The sequence below is a fragment of the Enterobacter sp. Cy-643 genome, from assembly GCF_011752815.1.
Lineage (GTDB): Bacteria > Pseudomonadota > Gammaproteobacteria > Enterobacterales > Enterobacteriaceae > Cedecea.
Genome location: NZ_VWWV01000002.1, coordinates 504,770 through 522,743, shown reverse-complemented (window position 1 = coordinate 522,743; position 17,974 = coordinate 504,770). Strand labels below are relative to the sequence as shown.

Genomic DNA, 17,974 nt, shown 5'->3' with positions numbered 1-17,974 from the left:
AGCGCGCGTGGGTTCCCATTTTTTGCCACATAAGGAACTCTTTGACCCTGCTTCTCACTCAGTTGAACATCCCGGACGTGGGTAAAACTAAGCGTCATTGCGCGGTTAAGCGGCGGCCGGTTATCGCTACTGGGTTTCACTTAGGGGAGTGTGTTGTATGCAGATATCATCAGGACCGGGTGGGTTCTCACCGCTTTTGCCGGAAAACCATTTTCCAGGCCTGGACGGGGCGTCACCTGACTCACAGAACGGCAGTAACGGCATTACCGCCAAACTGTTGCTGAATAACGGCGGAAACACGCTGGCGATTCCGCTGGCGCTGAATTTTGCTAACACGGGCGCGGCGGACAAGCCTTCGGCAATCAACTTTGGCAACTCACCGGCCAGTAACAACAGCCCGGCAACGAACCCGGCGAATGCTTCGTCAAGCAGCGGCAGCGGTTCCGCCGACAGCATGATGCAGGAGCTCCAGCAAATGCTGCAGCAGTTCCTGAAAGAGCTGATGCAGCTCTTCCACATGAACACCGGGCAAAGTAAGGGCGATGACGATTCCGCTTCTCCGACGAGCGGCATTGGTTCCGGTTCGGGCTCAGGTTCTGGCATGGACAGCGGCAGCAGCGATGGCGCCGGAGATGCTGGCCGTCCGCTGAACAACTTCGCGGCCGCGCCTTCTGGCGGGCCATCCGGCGCGTCCGGGCCGTCTGCGGATAGCCTGCCGCCGGGCGACACCAGCCTGAAAACCAGCGATCCAACGCTGCAAAAAATTGTTTCCCAGTTCGGGGGAGAATATGAAAAAGCCTCCGCTGAAACCGGCGTTCCGGCCAAGCTTTTAGCCGCGCTGACGATGCAGGAATCCGGTGGGGACGTAAACGCCAAATCCACCAACCCTGGCAACGGCCTGACCGACAGCGGCATGAACCAGATCAACCCGGACACTTACCGGGAGATGCAAAGCAAATACCCGGACAAGCTCGGCAGCGACATGAACTCGCCGGCCAACCAGATCATGTGCTCAGCGCTGATGCTTAAAGAAGGCAAAGAGAAATTCGGCAGCTATGATGCCGCGCTGCGCGCCTATAACTCCGGCGACGATCAGGTGAACCTGCACAACCTGTCCAGCGTCTCTTTGGGCGACCCTAACTACGTGAACGAAGTGAACAGCCACATGGCGAAATTTGCCTGATTGTGGAGCGTTAATCTTTACCCATTTCTTTACAAAATGGGGTAATTCAGTGGCCACTTCTTTAAAGCGTAGTGGCTGCTTTTTTTAGTTACAAAGCAGTTTATTTCTTTGACAAGCTAAATTGGCGTGATTAATCGCAGTAAATGCGACCAGGAATGTTCCCAATTAAACATAAATACTAAAAGTGAAATATATTTCAAAAAGAAAAGGGTGTTTCCATATCGACCTTTCAATGTAAATAATCGTAAATATATATTATCGTCTTTGCGGGTTGTGAGGAAATCCTGTCGGAGAATCCGTCGGGCGTCATGCGTGAGTCGGGCAAAAATTCATTTTTCGTTCTCAACAGGGTGAAAAATTAATAACCCGCCTGTTTTTAATTAATTTTTTAATAAAAATCATTTAGTTAATTTAATAATGATAAATTTATATTCTTATTAATACATTTTGAAACATTCAGCAAACCTCACATTTTTTTTCAATCAGCCTCACGAAATTAATCTCAGCAAACGCTATCGGTTGACGATTTTATGACGCTCAAAACAACCTGCTATCCAGACATCGGAACAGTTAAACCTGAATTCTTATGTAGGGATATTCCTACATGAGGCTAAAATTTTGTCTGATTGTGAAACCGCGGCTCGGTGATAGGTTGTTCCTGCTTCTCATAAACAAAACTCATTTATTTAGCGTGCTACCGTATTTTATTCACGGCGGCAGGCGGCAATTATTTTGTGGTTCACGTTTATGGTTCATAAGTGGGACTCATACGCCAGACCTTGAATAAGCCAGGCAGCGGGGGATTTATGAAAAAAAACAGTTCGAATCATTGGGAGATAAAGCATATTCCGGTCGATATCGACTTGAATATGCCGCGGTCCGCAGCCGCATTACCCGCGTCTGAAAATGTGCACGATGGGCTGGATATCTGGCTGCAAACGTTAGCCCCCCTGAAGGTTGATTTGGTGCTGGAAGGCGAAACGGGCACCGGGAAAGACACCTTTGCGCGCCGTATCTACGACCATTCTGGCTGTCGTGGCGATTTTGTGCCGATTAACTGCGCGGCGATCCCCGAAACGCTGGCAGAAAGCGAACTGTTTGGCGTGACGGCGGGGGCCTACACCGGCGCGACACACTCGCGTGCAGGCTACATTGAAAGTGCCAATAATGGCGTACTGTTTCTGGATGAAATTGACAGCATGTCGCTGAGCCTGCAGGCCAAGCTGCTGCGGGTGTTAGAAACCCGCACCGTGGGGCGCCTGGGCAGCACGCAGTCTATTTCGCTTAATCTGCGGGTGATCGTGGCTTCACAAAAGCCCCTTGCCCAGCTTATGGAGCAAAAGCTGTTCCGCCAGGATCTCTTCTTCCGCCTGACGACGGTCAAAATCTCGCTTCCGGCGCTGCGTGAGCGTGTGGAATGCATTATTCCCCTGTTCCGCCGTTTCGCACAGGAGTCGGCAATTCGGCTGAACCGCCCGATGCCGCCGATGCCCCAGCATCTCAGCGAAGCGCTGCTGATGCACCGCTGGCCGGGGAATATTCGTGAATTAAAAGGCGCTGCCGAAAGGTTTGTGCTGGGATTACCGGCCCTGGGGCAGGTGGCGCACCCGGAGATGCGTTCCGTGCGGCTGCGTGAACGGCTGCGGCGGATCGAATACAGCCTGATAGAGGATTGCCTTTCGCGGCATGAAAATCGGGTTGTAAGCGCAGCACATGAATTGGGTATTCCAAGAAGAACGCTGTACCAGAGAATTAAGTCTCTGACTGAAAAGGAAAATTAATTTTTTAAATTTCTTTGGAACTGCCGCTTACGCCGCGCCACTTAATCCGTGAATGACACAACATTTGCTGTTTAATTAACGAGGAGTAAACATCATGCCATCAGTAAACACCGGTAACAACGCGGGCGCAAGCAGCAGCCTGGCAGATAGCTTCCAGTCTCAGATGGACTCTATCGAAAACAAATCCATGCAGGATTCCCTGGACAAAGCTGAACGTGACCGTAAGAACGCCTACGTGTCCGGCTACCAGAACTCCGCCACCACCATGATCAGTTCTCTGGCACAGAACAAAATTTCCTTCTAATGCTAATCAGGGATTCGCCCCGGCGTGGATCCCTGATCTTTTCTTTTGCTGGCGGAAACTCTCTTATGCACATTCTTAATCCTGCGACAGGTATGCCTTTGCCAGAACCCGAGTCTCTGGGCGCTGCATCCAGCCCCGCCACTCAGTCTTCCATCCCGTTCGGCAACAGCGTCGCGAATCAAAGCGATGCCGCGTTCTTTTCAGCCGCGCTGCAGCAGCCGGAAGCGGCCTCGGCGATGGGCGGCGTGGGCGGGAAACCCGCCGCAATGTTTGAAAAAGCCTCCGGCATGTTCAAGCAAATGGAAGGCGACCAGAAACAGATGAATAACGTGCTGCGTAAAGCCGCGCGCTCCACCGATCCGCTGGTGCTTAACCAGGTGGACGACCAGCTCTCTAACTATTACCTGGAGAGCATGATGAACGCCAAAATCGTCTCGAAGAGCATTTCGGGGCTCGACAAACTGACCAACCTGCAGTAATCCATCATGCAACGACGCTGGCGAAAAATCCTGCAGCCCTGGCTGCTGGTCCTGCTGCTGGCAGGCTGCGACTCACAGGTCATTCTGAACACCGGCCTGACGGAAAACGATGCCAATGACATCATTTCCGAACTCTCGAAATACAAGATTGAAGCCGACAAGCAAATTGATAAAACCGGCGTCACCGTGCTGGTGGCTCAGGACAATATTGAGCGCTCCGTCCGCATTCTCAACGCCAACGGGTTGCCGCACAAAGCGCGGACCAACCTCGGCGAGGTGTTCCAGAAAAACGGCATTATCTCCAGCCCGCTCGAAGAGCGCGCCCGCTATATCTATGCGCTTTCCCAAGAGCTGGAGTCCACGCTTTCACAAATTGACGGCGTGGTGGTGGCTCGGGTGAACGTTGTCCTGCCCGAGCGCGTGGCGCCCGGCGAGCCGGTGCAGCCCGCCTCGGCGTCGGTATTTATTAAATACACCCCGGAGATGGATCCCGACAGCATTGAGCCAAGGATCCGTCGGCTGGTCGCCGCGAGTATTCCTGGGCTTTCCGGGAAAAATGATGGGGCGCTTTCCGTGGTGTTTGTGCCCGCTGCGGCCTATCACGACCGCGTGGAACTGGTGACCTTAGGGCCTTTCCAGCTGACGCTTTCGCAGTATGCCACGGTCAGGATGCTGTTTTTCTCGCTGATGGGCCTGTTACTGCTGCTCGGCGGGATCTTCACCCTTTTACCGAAGCTAAAGGCAATGAAGCGCGGTAAAAACACAGGCTCGACTGGACTGGCCGTTGTGCCCTCAGAGCGGCGGTGACGCCAGTGGCCGTCCGGGATGATGCGCTCGCGGTGAACTGGCTTCGCTGGTGGCAGGAGGGATTCTGGCGGCAGGCGGATGCCAGCTGGTTCGGGCTGCCCTGGTTCAGCCTGGACGAGGCGCGACGCCAGAGCCTGATGCTCAAGTCGCCGCAGGCCGTGCCGGCTATGCTGGCGCTGGAGGAATCTCTGCCGGAAACACCTGACGCCCGCCTGCTGGCCCTGGCGTCTCTCGACTTAGCCCAGCGCGAAACGCTTTTTGCGCTGGTGGCTGAGGTTTGCGAGCGGGGGAGCGGGGCGGGGCAGCTTACCGACTCTCAGCGAGTCTGGTGTGAACGTCTGACCCGGGGGCTACGTCCCGGCGTCTGGCTGCCCGCAAGTCTTGGTTTTAGCGAAGAGCCGGGTTTCGCCGGGCTTTGCCTGCTGCGCCCACTTCTGACGCCTGCGGCCTGGCAGCGGCTGCGGTTCAGTTTCCCTCAGCCTGTGATTGCGCGATGTGAAGCGTGGCGTGCGGATGAACCTGTGCCGCTGAATCGCCTGCAGGCGTTGTGGGATGGCGCGATCTGGCAGACTCAGCAGCCGCGAACGCCAGCGCTGAATGATTTTTCACGGGAGCAATAAAGCATGTGGATTGGCCGGAAACTTGCCCTGGAAGAGAGCGTCCAGGTGATTGAAGGCGTGCTGTTGCCTCACGCCGCGTTGCAGGAGCAGGAGCAGGCTCAAAGCCTGATGGAACAGGCCATGCGCAAGAGCGAAGCCCTGCTGGAGCAGGCTCGTCAACAGGTTGAGCAGATGCTCGCCGAAGCGCAGGCCGACGCTGAACGGTTAGCTATCAGACGCTGTGAAGAGGCCGAACGGGATTTCTGGCTGCGGGCGGAATCCTTTTTTAGCGAATGGCAGGCCGAGCGGGATGCGCAAAGCGCAGACATTATCAGCCAGGCGCAGACGCTTATCTCGGCCGTTTTTGAACAGTTGTTTGGCGGCCTGAGCGAGCAGCAAAAACTCACGGCGCTGTTGACTCAGCTTCTGGGATCGGGCGCCCGTGCAACGGACGTCACGCTTTATCACCCCCCACAGTATGAAGCGCCGCTGGCAAGCTGGCTGGCCGCGCGCCCTCAGCTAGGCTGGACGCGGTGCGCGGACGATGGGCTGGCCGCCGAAACGCTGCTGCTGCAAACCGCCCAGGGCGAATTCAGCATTAGCTGGGCTTCGCTTCAGCAGCATTTGCTGCGCCTCGCCAGCTAACCCGCTGCAAAAAAGTCCCGCCGGGAAGTTAATTTTCCCGCGTCGGGAACTGCCGCCTTTCTGCCGCCACTTATCATGCGATTTCAACGCGAGGAGAAACGTATGAGCAATTCCTTTGATATTCAGCGCAATCTCGACAGCCAGCTGTCTCGTCTGCATCACTCGGTTGCCGAGCTGGCGCAGAGTACGCTCGGCCAGCCCGCACCAAGCATGGGTGACATGGTGGAATTCAAAAATGCCCTGATGAAAGAGGCGGCGGCGACCTTCACCGACAGCCAACTGGGGTCGCTCAAGCATAGCCTGAGCAAGGAGATTATCGACTCTATCAACTAGTTATGCCGTCAACGGCTTATTCGTAAGCCGTTCAGACTGCTAACAAGCTTCCGTCGATAGAAGAATATCAGATGGATCGTTAAAAAAAACAGGAAAATCAATGCATTGATTTTCGTCTGATAACCACAAAGAGGGAAAAACCACGCTTTTTCCCTCTTTGTCAGCAACTTTAACGCAGTTTGCACCCCGGATGGCTATCGCTTTATGCCGTCGATTACAGGAGAGTGAGTCGTTGAATCAGCACGTTCGTTTACTGCGCTCAGCCATGTTCGCCCTGGCCGCAACCGCCGGCTGCTACAGCGCAGCCGTTAGCGCTCAAACGCCAGCCGACTGGCAAAATGGCGCCTATGCCTATTCTGCCCAGGGCACGCCGCTGCGCACCGTCTTACAGGATTTCGCCAGCAGCCACGGCGTGAATCTGCGTTTAGGGGATGTGCCCGACAGCGTGGTGGACGGACGCCTGCGTTCCGACAGCGGCGTGGCCTTCCTCGACCGCCTGGCGCTGCAGTACCGCTTCCAGTGGTTTGTCTATAACGGCTCGCTGTTCGTCAGCCCGCAGTCGGCAGAAACCTCAAAACGCATCAGCGTGTCAGCCGATGCCGCGCCGGATCTCAAGCAGGCGCTGCGTGATGTCGGCCTTCTGGAAGACAAATTCGGCTACGGCGAGCTGCCGGACGATGGCGTGGTGATTGTCACCGGGCCGCCGGAGTACGTCGCGCTGGTGGCGGATTTTAGCGCCAAAGACAAAGACAAAAAGCAGAACAAAGAGATGATGGCGTTCCCTCTGAAATACGCCTCGGTGGCCGATCGCGAAATTAAATACCGCGAGAAAACGCTGCTGGTGCCCGGTGTGGCAAGCATCCTCAACGAACTGTTGGGCAAAAAGAGCAACCGTTCTTCACAAGGGATTGTACCCGGTGGGGAAGGCAGTTCGCGTGAAGCCCTCAACAAATCATTCCAGGAACAATCGGACAACATTCTCTCCGGGCTGATTCAGGGCCAGGACAGCCGTATGCATGGCGCAGGCGGCGATGACGAAGGGGAGATGAACCCGCTGGTTTCGGCCGATGTGCGCAACAACGCCCTGCTGGTGCGGGACGATCCTAAACGTCGCGATCAGTATCAGGCGCTGATTTCCCAGATCGACGTGCCGCAAAAGCTGGTGGAAATCGACGCCATGATCATTGATGTCGATCGCCACGCGTTTTCGAAGTTCTCCAGCAACCTCAGCGGCACATTCGGCAATATCACCGCTGGCTCCTCCATGCTGCAGGGGGCGGGCACGCTGTTCGTGACCGACTATAGCCGCTTCTTTGCCCAGATCCAGGCGATGGAAGGCGAGGGTAACGCTTCTATCGTTGCCAACCCGTCGATTCTGACGCTGGAAAACCAGCCCGCAGTGATCGACATGAGCGATACCGCCTTTATTACCGCGACCGGCGAGCGCGTGGCGACTATTGAACCGGTGACCGCTGGCACAAGTCTGCAGGTGGTGCCGCGCGCCATTGGCAACGGGCCAACCAGCACGGTGCAGTTAGTGGTGGATGTGGAAGACGGCAAAGTTCAGGTCAACGATGACGGCGTGGCAACCGGCGCGAAGCGCGCCACGGTCAGCACTCAGGCGCTGGTGCAGCAGAACGGCTCGCTGGTGATGGGCGGCTTCCACTCCCGTGAAACCGGCGACACCGATCACCGCATTCCGCTGCTGGGCGACATTCCTTACCTGGGGAAATTCTTCTCTTATACCAGCCACGAAACGTCGCAGCGCGAGCGCCTGTTCATTATTACGCCGCATCTGGTGGGCGACCAGGTGGACCCGACGCGCTACATCGACGAGCAGGATCGCCAGCAGCTCTCTTCGGCAATGAATGAAGTGCAGCTCCGCCAGCGCTACAGCTCGATGAAGGGCGATATCGAAAACGCCATGCGGGATCTGGCGGAGGACAAAGTCCCCACCGGGTTCCAGGCAGGCGGCGAAGGCGTAGGCATTGGCCAGCTGTGCAACGTCGGGCCAGGGCTTTCGTCAGACAGTTCCCACAGCCAGTGGTACAGCAATGCGTCGGTGCAAATCAGCGTCGGGCTGATCCGCAATATCAGCGGCAAGCCGCAGCGTTTCGATGAGTCCAATTGTCGCGATGATGACGTGCTGGCCGTGGCCGCATGGCCGGGCGGAAACCTTGCTCCAGGCCAGTCGGCAGAAGTGTATATCGCTTATCGCACGCGGGGAGAAGGGCGCCGCAGCCGCCAGTCGCTGCTGACCTCTGCCTCGTCATTGCCGGTGAATTCATCCAGGTCGCGCAGCTATCTTCTGCCGCCGCGCCCCGTACTGCATTAAGGAACCACGATGAAACCTTCAATTTTGTTACTGATGGCGCTGGCGTTGGTGCTTAGCGGCTGTGCCACCCGCAATGACAACGGCTGTGACAACGTGACGTGTCGTCCCCTGTCAGACAGCCACCACCTGACCATCTGGTGGCCGAACGATATGCGTAACGGCGTGCAGGATTACACGCAGATGCCGGTGCGATGAGTGCCAGAGCGGGCGTGGATGTTTTCACACCCGCTTTTTAAAAAATCATTTTTTTCCTGTTGTTATGCAGTTTTGTGGAACCGAAGCCGGTTTCTTTTCACTTAACAGGCGTCTTAATACTGCGACCCAGCAGGGCTGGTCGCCTGTATCAACCCCGTTGTCATGGTGAGGTAATCGAATGAGTACGATTGGAAATATGCTGAATCTGGCCACTGCATTACCGCAGCTGGCGCTGAACGCAACCCCAGAAGGTATGGCCGCTAATCTGTTGAAAAACGTTGGCGATCAGATGGTGAACGACATTGCATCCAAACTGACCAACCTGCTGTTCTCCGGCGGCATGAACGGTAACAATAACAACAACACCTTTATGTCCCCGCAGAGTCAGGGCGGCGCGAGCATGGGCAACACGCTGGCAATGAGCAACATGCAGCAGATGCTCCAGCAGGTGCTCCAGCAGATGGGCGTGAATTCCCAGAACTCCCCGTTCAACAGCCAGGCGGGTGCAGGCAACATGAATGCCTTCAACAGCGGCATGAGCAACGGCCTGCAGTCACCGTCTACCGGCATTGGCCTGGTCCAGCTGCCGCTATCCACCACCAGCGCCAACAGCGCGAACAGCTTTAACCAGCTGGGTAACAACATGGGCAGCCAGCTCGGCAGCAAAATGGGCCTGCAGGCGCTGGATGACGTGAAGTCTGACACCAGCGGTTTGTCTCTGATGGGTTCCGGTAAAGTGGATGGGGGCTCCAAAGAGACCCGTGCTGAAATCGGTAAATATATGGATCAGCACCCGGAAATCTACGGCAAGCCGCAGAGCGCGGGCGCTGGTATACCGGGCCTGGTACACATTGGTAAAGGCCCATCCAGCTGGGAAGACGCGCTGAAAAACAGCAAACCGCTGAGCGGCGATTCGCTGAAAGCCTTCCAGTCCGCGAAAAACGATCTGAAAACCTCCATGGTGGGTGGCTCTATCCCGGGTTCCGCCACGGCACCGGGCAACGGCTCTTCCAGCCTGCTGGTGAACGCCGACGCACAGCTGTTTAACGGCAATATCATCAAAGATGCCATGAAGCACCACCACGGCGCGCTGATGGGCCTTGCCAGCGCCGTGCTGGCCTAAGGGATTGTGTTGTAGTCCACAGATGTTCTTTTTGACGCGTGGTGCAAGGTAACTTCGCCACGCGTGTTTCGCGAAACTCTTCTTCGCCCTCTATTTGACCGGTTTTTCTGCGCTAATCGCGTGGGATGCCGGTCTTTTTTTGTCTCGATCATGCCCAGGCGCTTGGATCGCAGAAAAATTATTCTGAGCTCTCTTTAAGAGCTGTCTTTTAGCCACAGATACGTTCAATTATGTTAAGATTGGAGGGATTCCGTTCACCTTAAGTACAAGCGCATATGCTTTCACCGAGCGTAGTGAACGTGTCAGGGGGCATTACGCCATGCCCCCTGACAACCCCCGGCGCCCGGCGAGCTCATCGCCGCTGAAGCGGTAAACCCAGCGGCTATCACCCAAACATTCGGGGTCGTTCGCGATGCGTTCCCGACGATCGCTCTCTTTCGCTGCTCCCGGCAGCGCAACCCCGCCTGAGTTGGGTCATACCCGGGGGCGATGAGAGCCGGGGACAAATCTCCCCTCACCCCGGCCCTCTCCCCAAAGGGGCGAGGGAGAAAACAAAATCTACGGGAAACATTGTGTATTCCCTCTCCCTTCCAGGGAGAGGGTTAGGGTGAGGGTAAAAGAAGCAGAGACGTTGTGGCTGAGAGCGTCGGGAACGCATCTCAGCCGACCCAGAACTGGGAGATAAAACGGAGGTTTGCCGCTCACGCGGTCGATTTATTTGGCCGGGAGTCCGGGTTCTCAGGGGAGTGACGGTGACTCCCCTAAGACGTTCACTGGTGCGGGGGCTGCATGTAAATTTGTGCTTGAGGTGAACGAAATAACTGCGGAGCGAAAGATATCTCCTGGAGGATTACAAATTAAATGTGACTAAGACAGGGTCCAAAGGAAGGGCGTTCCCCCGTTACTCCTCAAACTCAATCGTCTCGCCCTTAAGGCGGCCCTCGAGCTTGCGCAGCAGGCGGTAAATAGCGGCCACCGCTTTTAGCGTATCGCGCGGAATATAGGCGCCTTCTTCAGTGGTGCGGTAAAGATTGCGGGTAAGCCAGACGTAGCGAACCACTGGGATATTGGCGGCGTGCGCCAGTTTAATCAGCGCTTTGGCGTCTTCGTCCTGTGCCTTAAACAGCAGTACCGGCAGCGGCGTTTCGTCCGGAAGATAGCGCAGCCCCACGGCATAGTGCGTCGGGTTCACCAGCAGAACGTCGGCTTTTTCCATCTCCTGCGGGGTAACTTTTTTCGCCGGTGCATTGAGGATTTCGTGGGCGACGTGTTTGCGGTGGCCTTTCGTATGCGGGTCACCTTCCATTTGCTTGTACTCGTTTTTCACGTCCTCGTGGCTCATGCGGTTCTGCTTGAGGAAGAAGTATTTCTGCAGCGCGAAGTCGGCCACCGAAAACACCAGCATCACGCCAACGATGGTGTGGGCGAGGGTTTCCAGAATTGCCACGCCCGCATGCCAGAAACCGTCCAGCGTGCCACCTGAAAGATTGGCTATTTGCGACAGGCGGGGTTTGATCAGCAGCCAGAACACCACCGAAAGGGTGATGGCCTTCAGCAGGCTGTTAAGGATCTGAATAAACTGCTTTACCGAAAACATCTCTTTGAATTTATTCAGCGGGTTCAGCGCCTCAAGCTTTGGGGCCAGCGCGGCGATGGCAAACAGCGGACCAAACTGGATCCAGCCTGCGGCAATGCGCAGCAGGATTACGGTGCCCACCGTCATCATAAAAAACACCCCGACGGTCAGCAGCGCGGCACCGCCAACTTCCCCTAACGCCTGGTTGAAAGGGCTGCTGAGGCGCATCAGCGGCAGAAGCATCAGCGCCTGCAGCTTCGCCATGCTGGCCTCCATCATGGAAAAGATCAGCTGCAGGACGCCGAACATGATCAGCAGTTTGGGGATGTCCTGGCTCTGGCTCACCTGGCCTTTTTTGCGGGCCTCCTGAAGTTTATGGGGGCTGGCCTTCTCTGTTTTTTCACTCACGGCTTGGCACCCTCCGAAGCGGCGTTACCAGGTGGTTTGACGGGCGGGCAGAATATCCGCCAGGTGTGGGATTATATCGCGCAGGCCGCTGAACTGGTGGCCTGCGAAATACTCCAGCGTGGGCAGGTAAAAGATAAAGAACAGCAGCCCGGCGATGCACTTCAGCGGCACGGTCAGCACCGTGGCCTGCAGCTGCGGGCTGTAGATGCTGAGCACGCCGACGGCGAAATCGAGGAACAGCAGGAGCAGCACCAGCGGGCCTGCGTAAAGAATGGTGTCGATAAACATCTGCTTTACCTGGCCGAGAAACACCAGGAACCCCTGCTCGCGGAAGTCGGGCAGCCAGCTGTCCACCGGCCACAGCCGGTAGCTGTCCCAGATGACCTGGGTGGCGAGGGACAGGCCAAAATTGACGATCAGTACCATCATCGACCACTGCAAAAGCATATACCCGAGCGGCGTTTCGTCTGCACCCAGGGCCGGGTTAAGCTGGCCGCCGCTGAGTGCTCCACGTTGGTTATCAAACAGCACGCCAACCGACTCAAACAGCCAGAAGGGAAGCGCCAGCAGGTAGCCAAGAAAAATCCCCAGCACCACTTCTTTCAGCATCATAGCGACAATGCCCCACGGCGCGTGCGGGGCATGAGTCAACATAGGGACAATGGTTGGCGTGACAAATAGCGCCAGCGGCACAACAACCGCCGTGCGGATCATGCCTTTCAGGGCAGAGAACGCAAACAAGGGCGTCAGCAACACGCAAGGGTAAATGCGGGCAATTGCCAGCCCCAGCCCCAGCATGCCGTTGAACATGGGCGTCAGTTCGGCGGCGATCATCGCAGGGTTCCGGACGCGGCCATCATGTTGAAGGCGGACTGCGCCAGCTCGACCATTTGCAGGCCAATCCAGCGGCCGCTCAGCGCCAGCGTGGTGCCCACGGCCACCAGTTTGATGGCGAAGGGCAGGGTCTGATCCTGGAGCTGAAACACCGCCTGCAGCAGGGACACCACAATGCCCACCAACACGGCTACCACCAGCGGCGGCGCGGAGAGCACAACCACCATCAACACCGCCTGCTTAAACATGTAGATCATGTCCATAACGTCCTCACATATAGCTGTAGAACAGGCCGTCAAGCAGGCGCGTCCAGCCGCTCACCATGACAAAAAGCAGAATTTTGAGCGGCAAAGAGATGGTCATTGGTGACACCATTTGCATCCCCAGCGCCAGCAGCACGTTGGAGACAATCAGATCCACCACGAGGAAAGGGATAAAAATTAAAAAGGCAATTTTGAAGCCGTTTTGCAGTTCGGACAGCACGAAAGCCGGGATCAGGATCAGCAGGTTGTCGCGCTGGTGGACGACCTTTTCCGACAGATCTTTCGGCCACATACGCTGGCTGTTTTCCATCAGGTGAGTTTCCAGATCCGGGTCGCTGTTGCGCAGCATAAAGTCGGTCAGCGGCTTTATGCCGTACTGCAGACTGTTCTCTAAGCGCTCGGCGCTGGTGGTATCGAGAGGTTTTTCTTTGAATCGGGTTTGCATTCCGTCGAACACCGGCGCCATCACGAACAGCGTGGCGGCCAGTGCGATACCGTACAGCGCCATGTTGGGCGGCGTTTGCTGCACCCCGATGGCGTTACGCGTCAGCATCAGTACCATCGAAATCTTCAGAAAGCTGGTGGTGATCATCAGCAGCAGGGGCAGCAGCGAAATGGCTCCCAGCAGGATGGCCAGCGCCAGCGGATTAAAAGAGCTGATATTCTCGGCCATCACACGGGTTCCATGGCCGTACCCGACTGGCGCAGCATGCGTGTGACCTGGAAGCCAAGCGTGCCGTTAACATCCACCAGCTCCCCCTTCGCCAGCAGGCTGTTGCCGTGACACAGCAGCGCCTCACCCGGCGTGACGTGCTGAACCAATACCGTTGACCCCGCGTCCAGCTGCTGTAATTCACCGAGCGTCAGCTGCAAGTTACCGCAGCGAATGGTTAAATCCAGCGACAAGTCGTCGAAACTCCCCCGTGTTGCTTGCCATTCCCCGGCGGGTACCATTTCTTCGCCGTCCTGCTGATAGTCATACTCCAGGGGGGCGTTCGGGTAAGTCATGGTTAGCTCCTCGCTAAACGTAATGTGTAGTAAGTCTCTGTGAGCGGTTTCGCTTGCCAGTTCCAGGTGAACCTGAAATTGTCGCCGCGCCAGCGGCATAACGCCGTGTCCTTCCGGTGAAAAGAATGTCTCTGTTGGCAGCAACATATCTCCGCTAGCCAGGCGGCGGGCGGCACCAGCGGAAAGCTGGAGCTTGCCAACGGTCAGCGGAAGCTGGAGCGGGAATTCAGGGTTAAGCGGGACCATCAGCCGCTGCCAGGCCGGATGCCGGGTAAGCTGATGCAGCGTGGCCCAGGAGAGCGACAGCAGCGTGCAGGCCCGGGCTTCGCCGAGAAAAACCTCCAGGCGCAGCGTAATGTCAGGCGTTTGCCGCTCTTCTGCGGGTTGCAGAAACTCAAAGAGTTCGGCCAGTTGCGGGCTGAGCTGCTGGCTGAAATAGCGCCAGTACCAGGCATTATCCTCGGTGTTGACGCCGGGCAGCGCCGGGCAATCGGCCAGCAGCCCCAGCACCGGCAGCGGGTCGCTAAAAAGCAGCGTACCTGCCGCACAGCGGAAGGCTTCCGGCTCTGCTTCTGGCGGGATCTGCGTGCGGGAGGGGAGGAGGCGCAGTTCGCCGGCTATTGCTTCCCGGAAGAAAGGGAGCCGCCAGCCGCTGCCGGTCCAGCGCCGCAGGCGGGCTTCGTCCGGTGACTGAGCGGCAAGCGCCAGGCGTTTCATACCGCCTCCCGCCGCTTAAAGCGCAGGCGAACTTTTTTCCCAAGACGGCCGCTGAGCGAGCCTTGCCCGTCCTGTTCAAAGCCGCGAACTTTGTCCCAGGCCTCGGCGGAAAAGCCGAGGGCAATATCCAGCCCATCGCCACTGGCCGGGGTAACCTGCGCCACCACTTCGCCTAAATCCGGCAGCAGCAGGCTGAAGCGGGCGGGCAAGCTTTCCTGCTGTTCAATACCTTGCACAAGATGCGATTCCAGCATGGCCTGCAGGGCGGAAGCCTGGGAATCACTGGCCTGCTGCGGCTGTTCCGTGCCGCCGAGCGAGCCATCAAACAGGTTAAGCGCCAGAATGGGCATCACCGGGGCTGGCTCATCGTCAGACAGGAGATCGCTGAACTCTTTTTCATCCCGCGACAGCTTCTGGCGATCGCCGGTCCGGCTGGACGAGGACGCGCTGCGAGCGGGCATCTGCGGCATGAAGGGTGTGTTATTCCCCGGCGTGCGCGGTGCACGAGGCGCAGGTGTTTGCGGGGCGTTCTCCTGCTGGTGATGCGGCTGCGGGGCAGGATGAGCCTGCTGCCAAAGTTTCGGCTGCGGGTGAGCGTTTTTTAGCGCGTGGTGAATCATAAAGCGTTCCCCTGATTTTGGTTGAGCAAATACTCCATTTTTTCGATGTCCCGCTGGCAGCGCTGCACGGCTGACTGCGCGGCGGTCAGCCGCTCCTGCTGCTGTTGCACTTCTTCCTGTAACTGGTGCGTGTGCTGAATTTGTTGAATCACGCCCGCGCGGCTGGATTTCTCAACGTCCAGCGTCTCCCGCAGGTCGTTAAGCGGCTGCGTGACGCCCGCGTGCCGCGGCACGAAATCATTGCGCAGCTGCAAATAGCCAATTTTCTGCTCTGCCAGCTGCTGTTCGCCCTGTTCGGCGGCTTCCCGGCAGCGCCGGAGCTGCTGCTCATGCTGGCGCTGCTCGCTTTCACAGCGGCGTAAGCGTCGCCGCCGGATGGGCAGTAAGAGCGTCAGCACTTGTTCCAGAGCAACCTGCTGCGGGTCCGGTGAAAGCGGCGTTTCCGCCTCGCTATAACGGCGCACAGGCAATCACCTCCTGAAGCTGCTGGCGGGTGTCGACGAAGTCGCTCGGGGCGTGGTTGGCCTGGCGTAAAAAGGCGTTGATGGCCGACTGAGACTGCACGGCGGCGTCGGTCATCGGGTCATTTCCCGGCTGGTATTCCCCGAGGCGGATCAGCATTTCGACCTGCTGGTAAGCCGACATCATCTGGCGCAGCGTGCTGGCTTCGGCAATGTGTTCCCGTGGGACGACGTTGCTCATGGTTCGGCTCAGGCTGGCCAGCACGTCCACGGCAGGATAGTGCCCGCGCTCCGCCAGGCGGCGGGTCAAAACGATGTGGCCGTCTATCAGCGAGCGGACTTCATCGGCCACGGGATCGTTCATCGAGTCCTGTTCGATCAGCACCGAATAAAGGGCGGTGATGGAGCCGCGTGAGGTTTTCCCGGCGCGCTCGAGCAGCCCTGGCAGCAGGGTATAGACCGACGGGGGCAGTCCGCCACGGCCCGGAGGTTCGCCGAGCGCCAGGCCAATTTCACGCTGGGCGCGGGCAAAACGCGTCAGGGAGTCAATAATCAGCAGGACGTTTTTGCCTTTGTTGCGGAATGCTTCGGCAATGGCCGTGGCGGTAAACGCCGCGCGGGCGCGCTCCATACTGCTGCGGTCAGAAGTGGAGCACACCAGGACGGTGCGTGAGCGCAGCTCGGCGTCCAGCTCGTGGTCGAGGAATTCGCGGAGTTCGCGGCCACGCTCGCCAATCAGGCCAAACACAATGGCATCGCACGGCGTGTTGCGCGCCATTTCGGCGAGCAGGGTCGTTTTGCCGCAGCCGGCGCCGGCGAAGACGCCCACCCGCTGGCCCACGCCAATCGTCAGCACGCCGTCAATGGAGCGAATGCCCGTCGGCAGCGGAGTATCAATTCTCGGCCTGTCGGTAGGCGGCGGCGCATCGCCGAGCACGCCCCGGGCGTCCGGCGTTTCGCTGGCCAGCGCAAAAGCCGACAGACTGTCTTCGTCAATGGCGCGGCCAAAGCCGTCCAGCACGCTGCCAAATAAGCTGTCCGACACGCTAATGGAGTGGGGCTGAAACAGCGGCGTGACGCGAGCGCCCTGGGCGATGCCGTCCAGCGGTCCCAGCGCAGAAAGCAAAGTGTGGCGCGGGTTAAAGCCGACCACCTCGGCCATCACTTCGGTATCGCCGCTGCGGCTGATAAGACACAGGTCGCCGATGCGCGCCTGCGGCAAGCTGCTTTCCAGCAGAATGCCGCTGATGCCGGTGATGCGCCCGTAGGCGCTGACGGCGGAAAGCTGGCTCAGGCTGCTATGGCGCCGGGCAAACCAGGCGTTGAGGTCGGTCCGATCGCGCCCCATTACCATTTCACCGCGATGTTTTCTTTGCCGCCGAACTGCACGCTGTCGGCGGTAATACCGGTCAGGCGCAGGCCGTTGCGTTCGTCTCCGACAAACAGGCGCTGCCCGTCTTCGGTCACAATGTTGGCGTGCGGCCCGGCGGTAATTTGCACGATGTGGAAGGGCAGTACGGCCTCGCGCACTTTGGTTTGGTTTGTGAGCGTCACCTTGAGCTGATAATCGCTGCGGATGCTGTCCACCATGCGGCCGACAATCGGCAACTGGTTTTCCTGCAAATCGCCGGTGAGCGTAATGCCCTGCGGCGTGCTGGCCAGCTGCACTTTGTTATAGAGTTCCCGCTCGCGCAGATCCTGCTCCACCACGCTGCGCAGTTCGTTGCTATTGGTAATCGCCGGTTTAATTTGCGGCTCGTCGTCGCTGTTTTGCTGGGCGATGCCGGGCTGCAGTACCCAGCTGAAGATGGTAAAGGTCAGCAGCATCAGGCTGGACAGGGTGAAGATTTGCGCCCAGCGGGGCAGAATTTTTGCCAGCAGCGAACGGCGTGGGGCCGGCGCCGGTTTGCTTTGCGTTCCGCCGACAGGCTCCCGGATGGCAGGTTCTGGCTCGCTCTGGCTGACCGCAGGCAAAGGCGGCGGCGGGCGGTTATCCCACTCTTCGTCAGCGGCGGCAAGCGTCAGCCAGACGCCACCGACGGCGAAGATTTCGCCGGGCTGCCAAAGCTGTTGGGTGCTCAGGCGTTCGCCGTGGCGGTGGCAAACGGTGCCTTCCATCGGCGTCAGCATCCAGCCTTCGGCGCTGCGGCTTAGCAGGGCATGGCTGGCTTTAATGCCGCCATCGTTGAGCTGCAAATCGCTGTCGGCGGCGTTGCCCAACTGCCAGCGTTCGCCGCTTAACGGCAGCGCCGCGCCTTCATGTAATCCGTTTAATACTCTCAGCTCATACATGGCAGCACCCT

20 protein-coding genes are annotated in these 17,974 nt (G+C 57.9%); 11 read left to right on the top strand and 9 right to left on the bottom strand.

Features of this window, described 5'->3' with window-relative positions; translation table 11 throughout:
* Positions 1-157: 157 nt before the first annotated feature.
* The 11 genes from F3J29_RS10765 (at position 158) to F3J29_RS10715 (ending at position 9,784) form a co-directional block, all read left to right on the top strand.
* Entirely contained in the window at positions 158-1,183 is a 1,026-nt protein-coding gene (locus tag F3J29_RS10765) for a lytic transglycosylase domain-containing protein (protein WP_166866014.1), read from the top strand.
* An 806-nt stretch (positions 1,184-1,989) separates the two neighbouring features.
* Positions 1,990-2,964 (top strand): sigma 54-interacting transcriptional regulator, encoded by a 975-nt coding sequence (locus F3J29_RS10760; RefSeq protein WP_166866012.1) that lies wholly within the window; start codon positions 1,990-1,992, stop codon positions 2,962-2,964.
* A 94-nt stretch (positions 2,965-3,058) separates the two neighbouring features.
* The gene (locus tag F3J29_RS10755) at positions 3,059-3,268 is read left to right on the top strand and encodes a hypothetical protein (protein ID WP_045783363.1); all 210 of its coding nucleotides are present in this window, start codon (positions 3,059-3,061) and stop codon (positions 3,266-3,268) included.
* A 65-nt stretch (positions 3,269-3,333) separates the two neighbouring features.
* Positions 3,334-3,747 carry an EscF/YscF/HrpA family type III secretion system needle major subunit gene (locus F3J29_RS10750; protein ID WP_008460972.1) on the top strand — a complete coding sequence of 138 codons (414 nt, stop codon included), beginning with the start codon at positions 3,334-3,336 and terminating at the stop codon, positions 3,745-3,747.
* Between the two features lie 6 nt (positions 3,748-3,753).
* Entirely contained in the window at positions 3,754-4,554 is an 801-nt protein-coding gene (sctJ, locus tag F3J29_RS10745; RefSeq protein WP_166866008.1) for a type III secretion system inner membrane ring lipoprotein SctJ, read from the top strand.
* A complete protein-coding gene (locus F3J29_RS10740) occupies positions 4,551-5,174 on the top strand; it encodes a type III secretion protein HrpD (protein ID WP_286175291.1) in 624 nt (207 codons plus the stop codon). Before sctJ ends, F3J29_RS10740 begins: the two co-directional genes overlap by 4 nt.
* A gap of 3 nt (positions 5,175-5,177) precedes the next feature.
* Positions 5,178-5,798: a type III secretion system stator protein SctL gene (sctL, locus tag F3J29_RS10735; protein ID WP_166866006.1), complete on the top strand. Its 621-nt coding sequence runs from the start codon at positions 5,178-5,180 to the stop codon at positions 5,796-5,798.
* A gap of 102 nt (positions 5,799-5,900) precedes the next feature.
* On the top strand, positions 5,901-6,131 hold the full coding sequence (locus tag F3J29_RS10730; protein ID WP_008460979.1) for a hypothetical protein: 231 nt from the start codon (positions 5,901-5,903) through the stop codon (positions 6,129-6,131).
* A gap of 265 nt (positions 6,132-6,396) precedes the next feature.
* Entirely contained in the window at positions 6,397-8,466 is a 2,070-nt protein-coding gene (gene sctC / locus F3J29_RS10725; protein WP_166866662.1) for a type III secretion system outer membrane ring subunit SctC, read from the top strand.
* Between the two features lie 9 nt (positions 8,467-8,475).
* Positions 8,476-8,661: an HrpT family type III secretion system protein gene (gene hrpT, locus F3J29_RS10720; protein WP_166866004.1), complete on the top strand. Its 186-nt coding sequence runs from the start codon at positions 8,476-8,478 to the stop codon at positions 8,659-8,661.
* 178 nt (positions 8,662-8,839) lie between these two features.
* Positions 8,840-9,784 (top strand): type III secretion protein, encoded by a 945-nt coding sequence (locus F3J29_RS10715; protein WP_166866003.1) that lies wholly within the window; start codon positions 8,840-8,842, stop codon positions 9,782-9,784.
* A gap of 901 nt (positions 9,785-10,685) precedes the next feature.
* On the opposite strand, the gene sctU is transcribed toward F3J29_RS10715, so the two are convergent.
* Genes sctU through F3J29_RS10670 form a run of 9 tightly spaced genes read right to left on the bottom strand, consistent with a single transcriptional unit; the run spans position 10,686 to position 17,963 of the window.
* Positions 10,686-11,768: a type III secretion system export apparatus subunit SctU gene (gene sctU, locus F3J29_RS10710; protein ID WP_166866001.1), complete on the bottom strand. Its 1,083-nt coding sequence runs from the start codon at positions 11,766-11,768 to the stop codon at positions 10,686-10,688.
* Positions 11,769-11,792: 24 nt separating this feature from the next.
* Positions 11,793-12,602 (bottom strand): type III secretion system export apparatus subunit SctT, encoded by an 810-nt coding sequence (gene sctT, locus F3J29_RS10705; RefSeq protein ID WP_166865999.1) that lies wholly within the window; start codon positions 12,600-12,602, stop codon positions 11,793-11,795.
* A complete protein-coding gene (gene sctS / locus F3J29_RS10700; protein WP_039291380.1) occupies positions 12,599-12,865 on the bottom strand; it encodes a type III secretion system export apparatus subunit SctS in 267 nt (88 codons plus the stop codon). Before sctS ends, sctT begins: the two co-directional genes overlap by 4 nt.
* A 7-nt stretch (positions 12,866-12,872) precedes the next feature.
* Positions 12,873-13,538: a type III secretion system export apparatus subunit SctR gene (sctR, locus tag F3J29_RS10695; protein WP_008460987.1), complete on the bottom strand. Its 666-nt coding sequence runs from the start codon at positions 13,536-13,538 to the stop codon at positions 12,873-12,875.
* Positions 13,538-14,590: a FliM/FliN family flagellar motor switch protein gene (locus F3J29_RS10690; RefSeq protein ID WP_166865997.1), complete on the bottom strand. Its 1,053-nt coding sequence runs from the start codon at positions 14,588-14,590 to the stop codon at positions 13,538-13,540. The genes sctR and F3J29_RS10690 overlap by 1 nt, the downstream gene beginning before the upstream one ends.
* Positions 14,587-15,210, bottom strand: a complete 624-nt coding sequence (locus F3J29_RS10685) for a type III secretion system HrpP C-terminal domain-containing protein (RefSeq protein WP_166865996.1) — start codon at positions 15,208-15,210, stop codon at positions 14,587-14,589. The genes F3J29_RS10690 and F3J29_RS10685 overlap by 4 nt, the downstream gene beginning before the upstream one ends.
* Positions 15,207-15,674, bottom strand: a complete 468-nt coding sequence (locus tag F3J29_RS10680; protein WP_166865994.1) for a type III secretion protein — start codon at positions 15,672-15,674, stop codon at positions 15,207-15,209. The genes F3J29_RS10685 and F3J29_RS10680 overlap by 4 nt, the downstream gene beginning before the upstream one ends.
* The gene (gene sctN, locus F3J29_RS10675) at positions 15,661-17,025 is read right to left on the bottom strand and encodes a type III secretion system ATPase SctN (RefSeq protein WP_166865992.1); all 1,365 of its coding nucleotides are present in this window, start codon (positions 17,023-17,025) and stop codon (positions 15,661-15,663) included. Before sctN ends, F3J29_RS10680 begins: the two co-directional genes overlap by 14 nt.
* Positions 17,019-17,963, bottom strand: coding sequence for an FHA domain-containing protein (locus tag F3J29_RS10670; RefSeq protein WP_166865990.1), 945 nt, complete (start codon positions 17,961-17,963; stop codon positions 17,019-17,021). The genes sctN and F3J29_RS10670 overlap by 7 nt, the downstream gene beginning before the upstream one ends.
* Positions 17,964-17,974 lie beyond the last annotated feature (11 nt).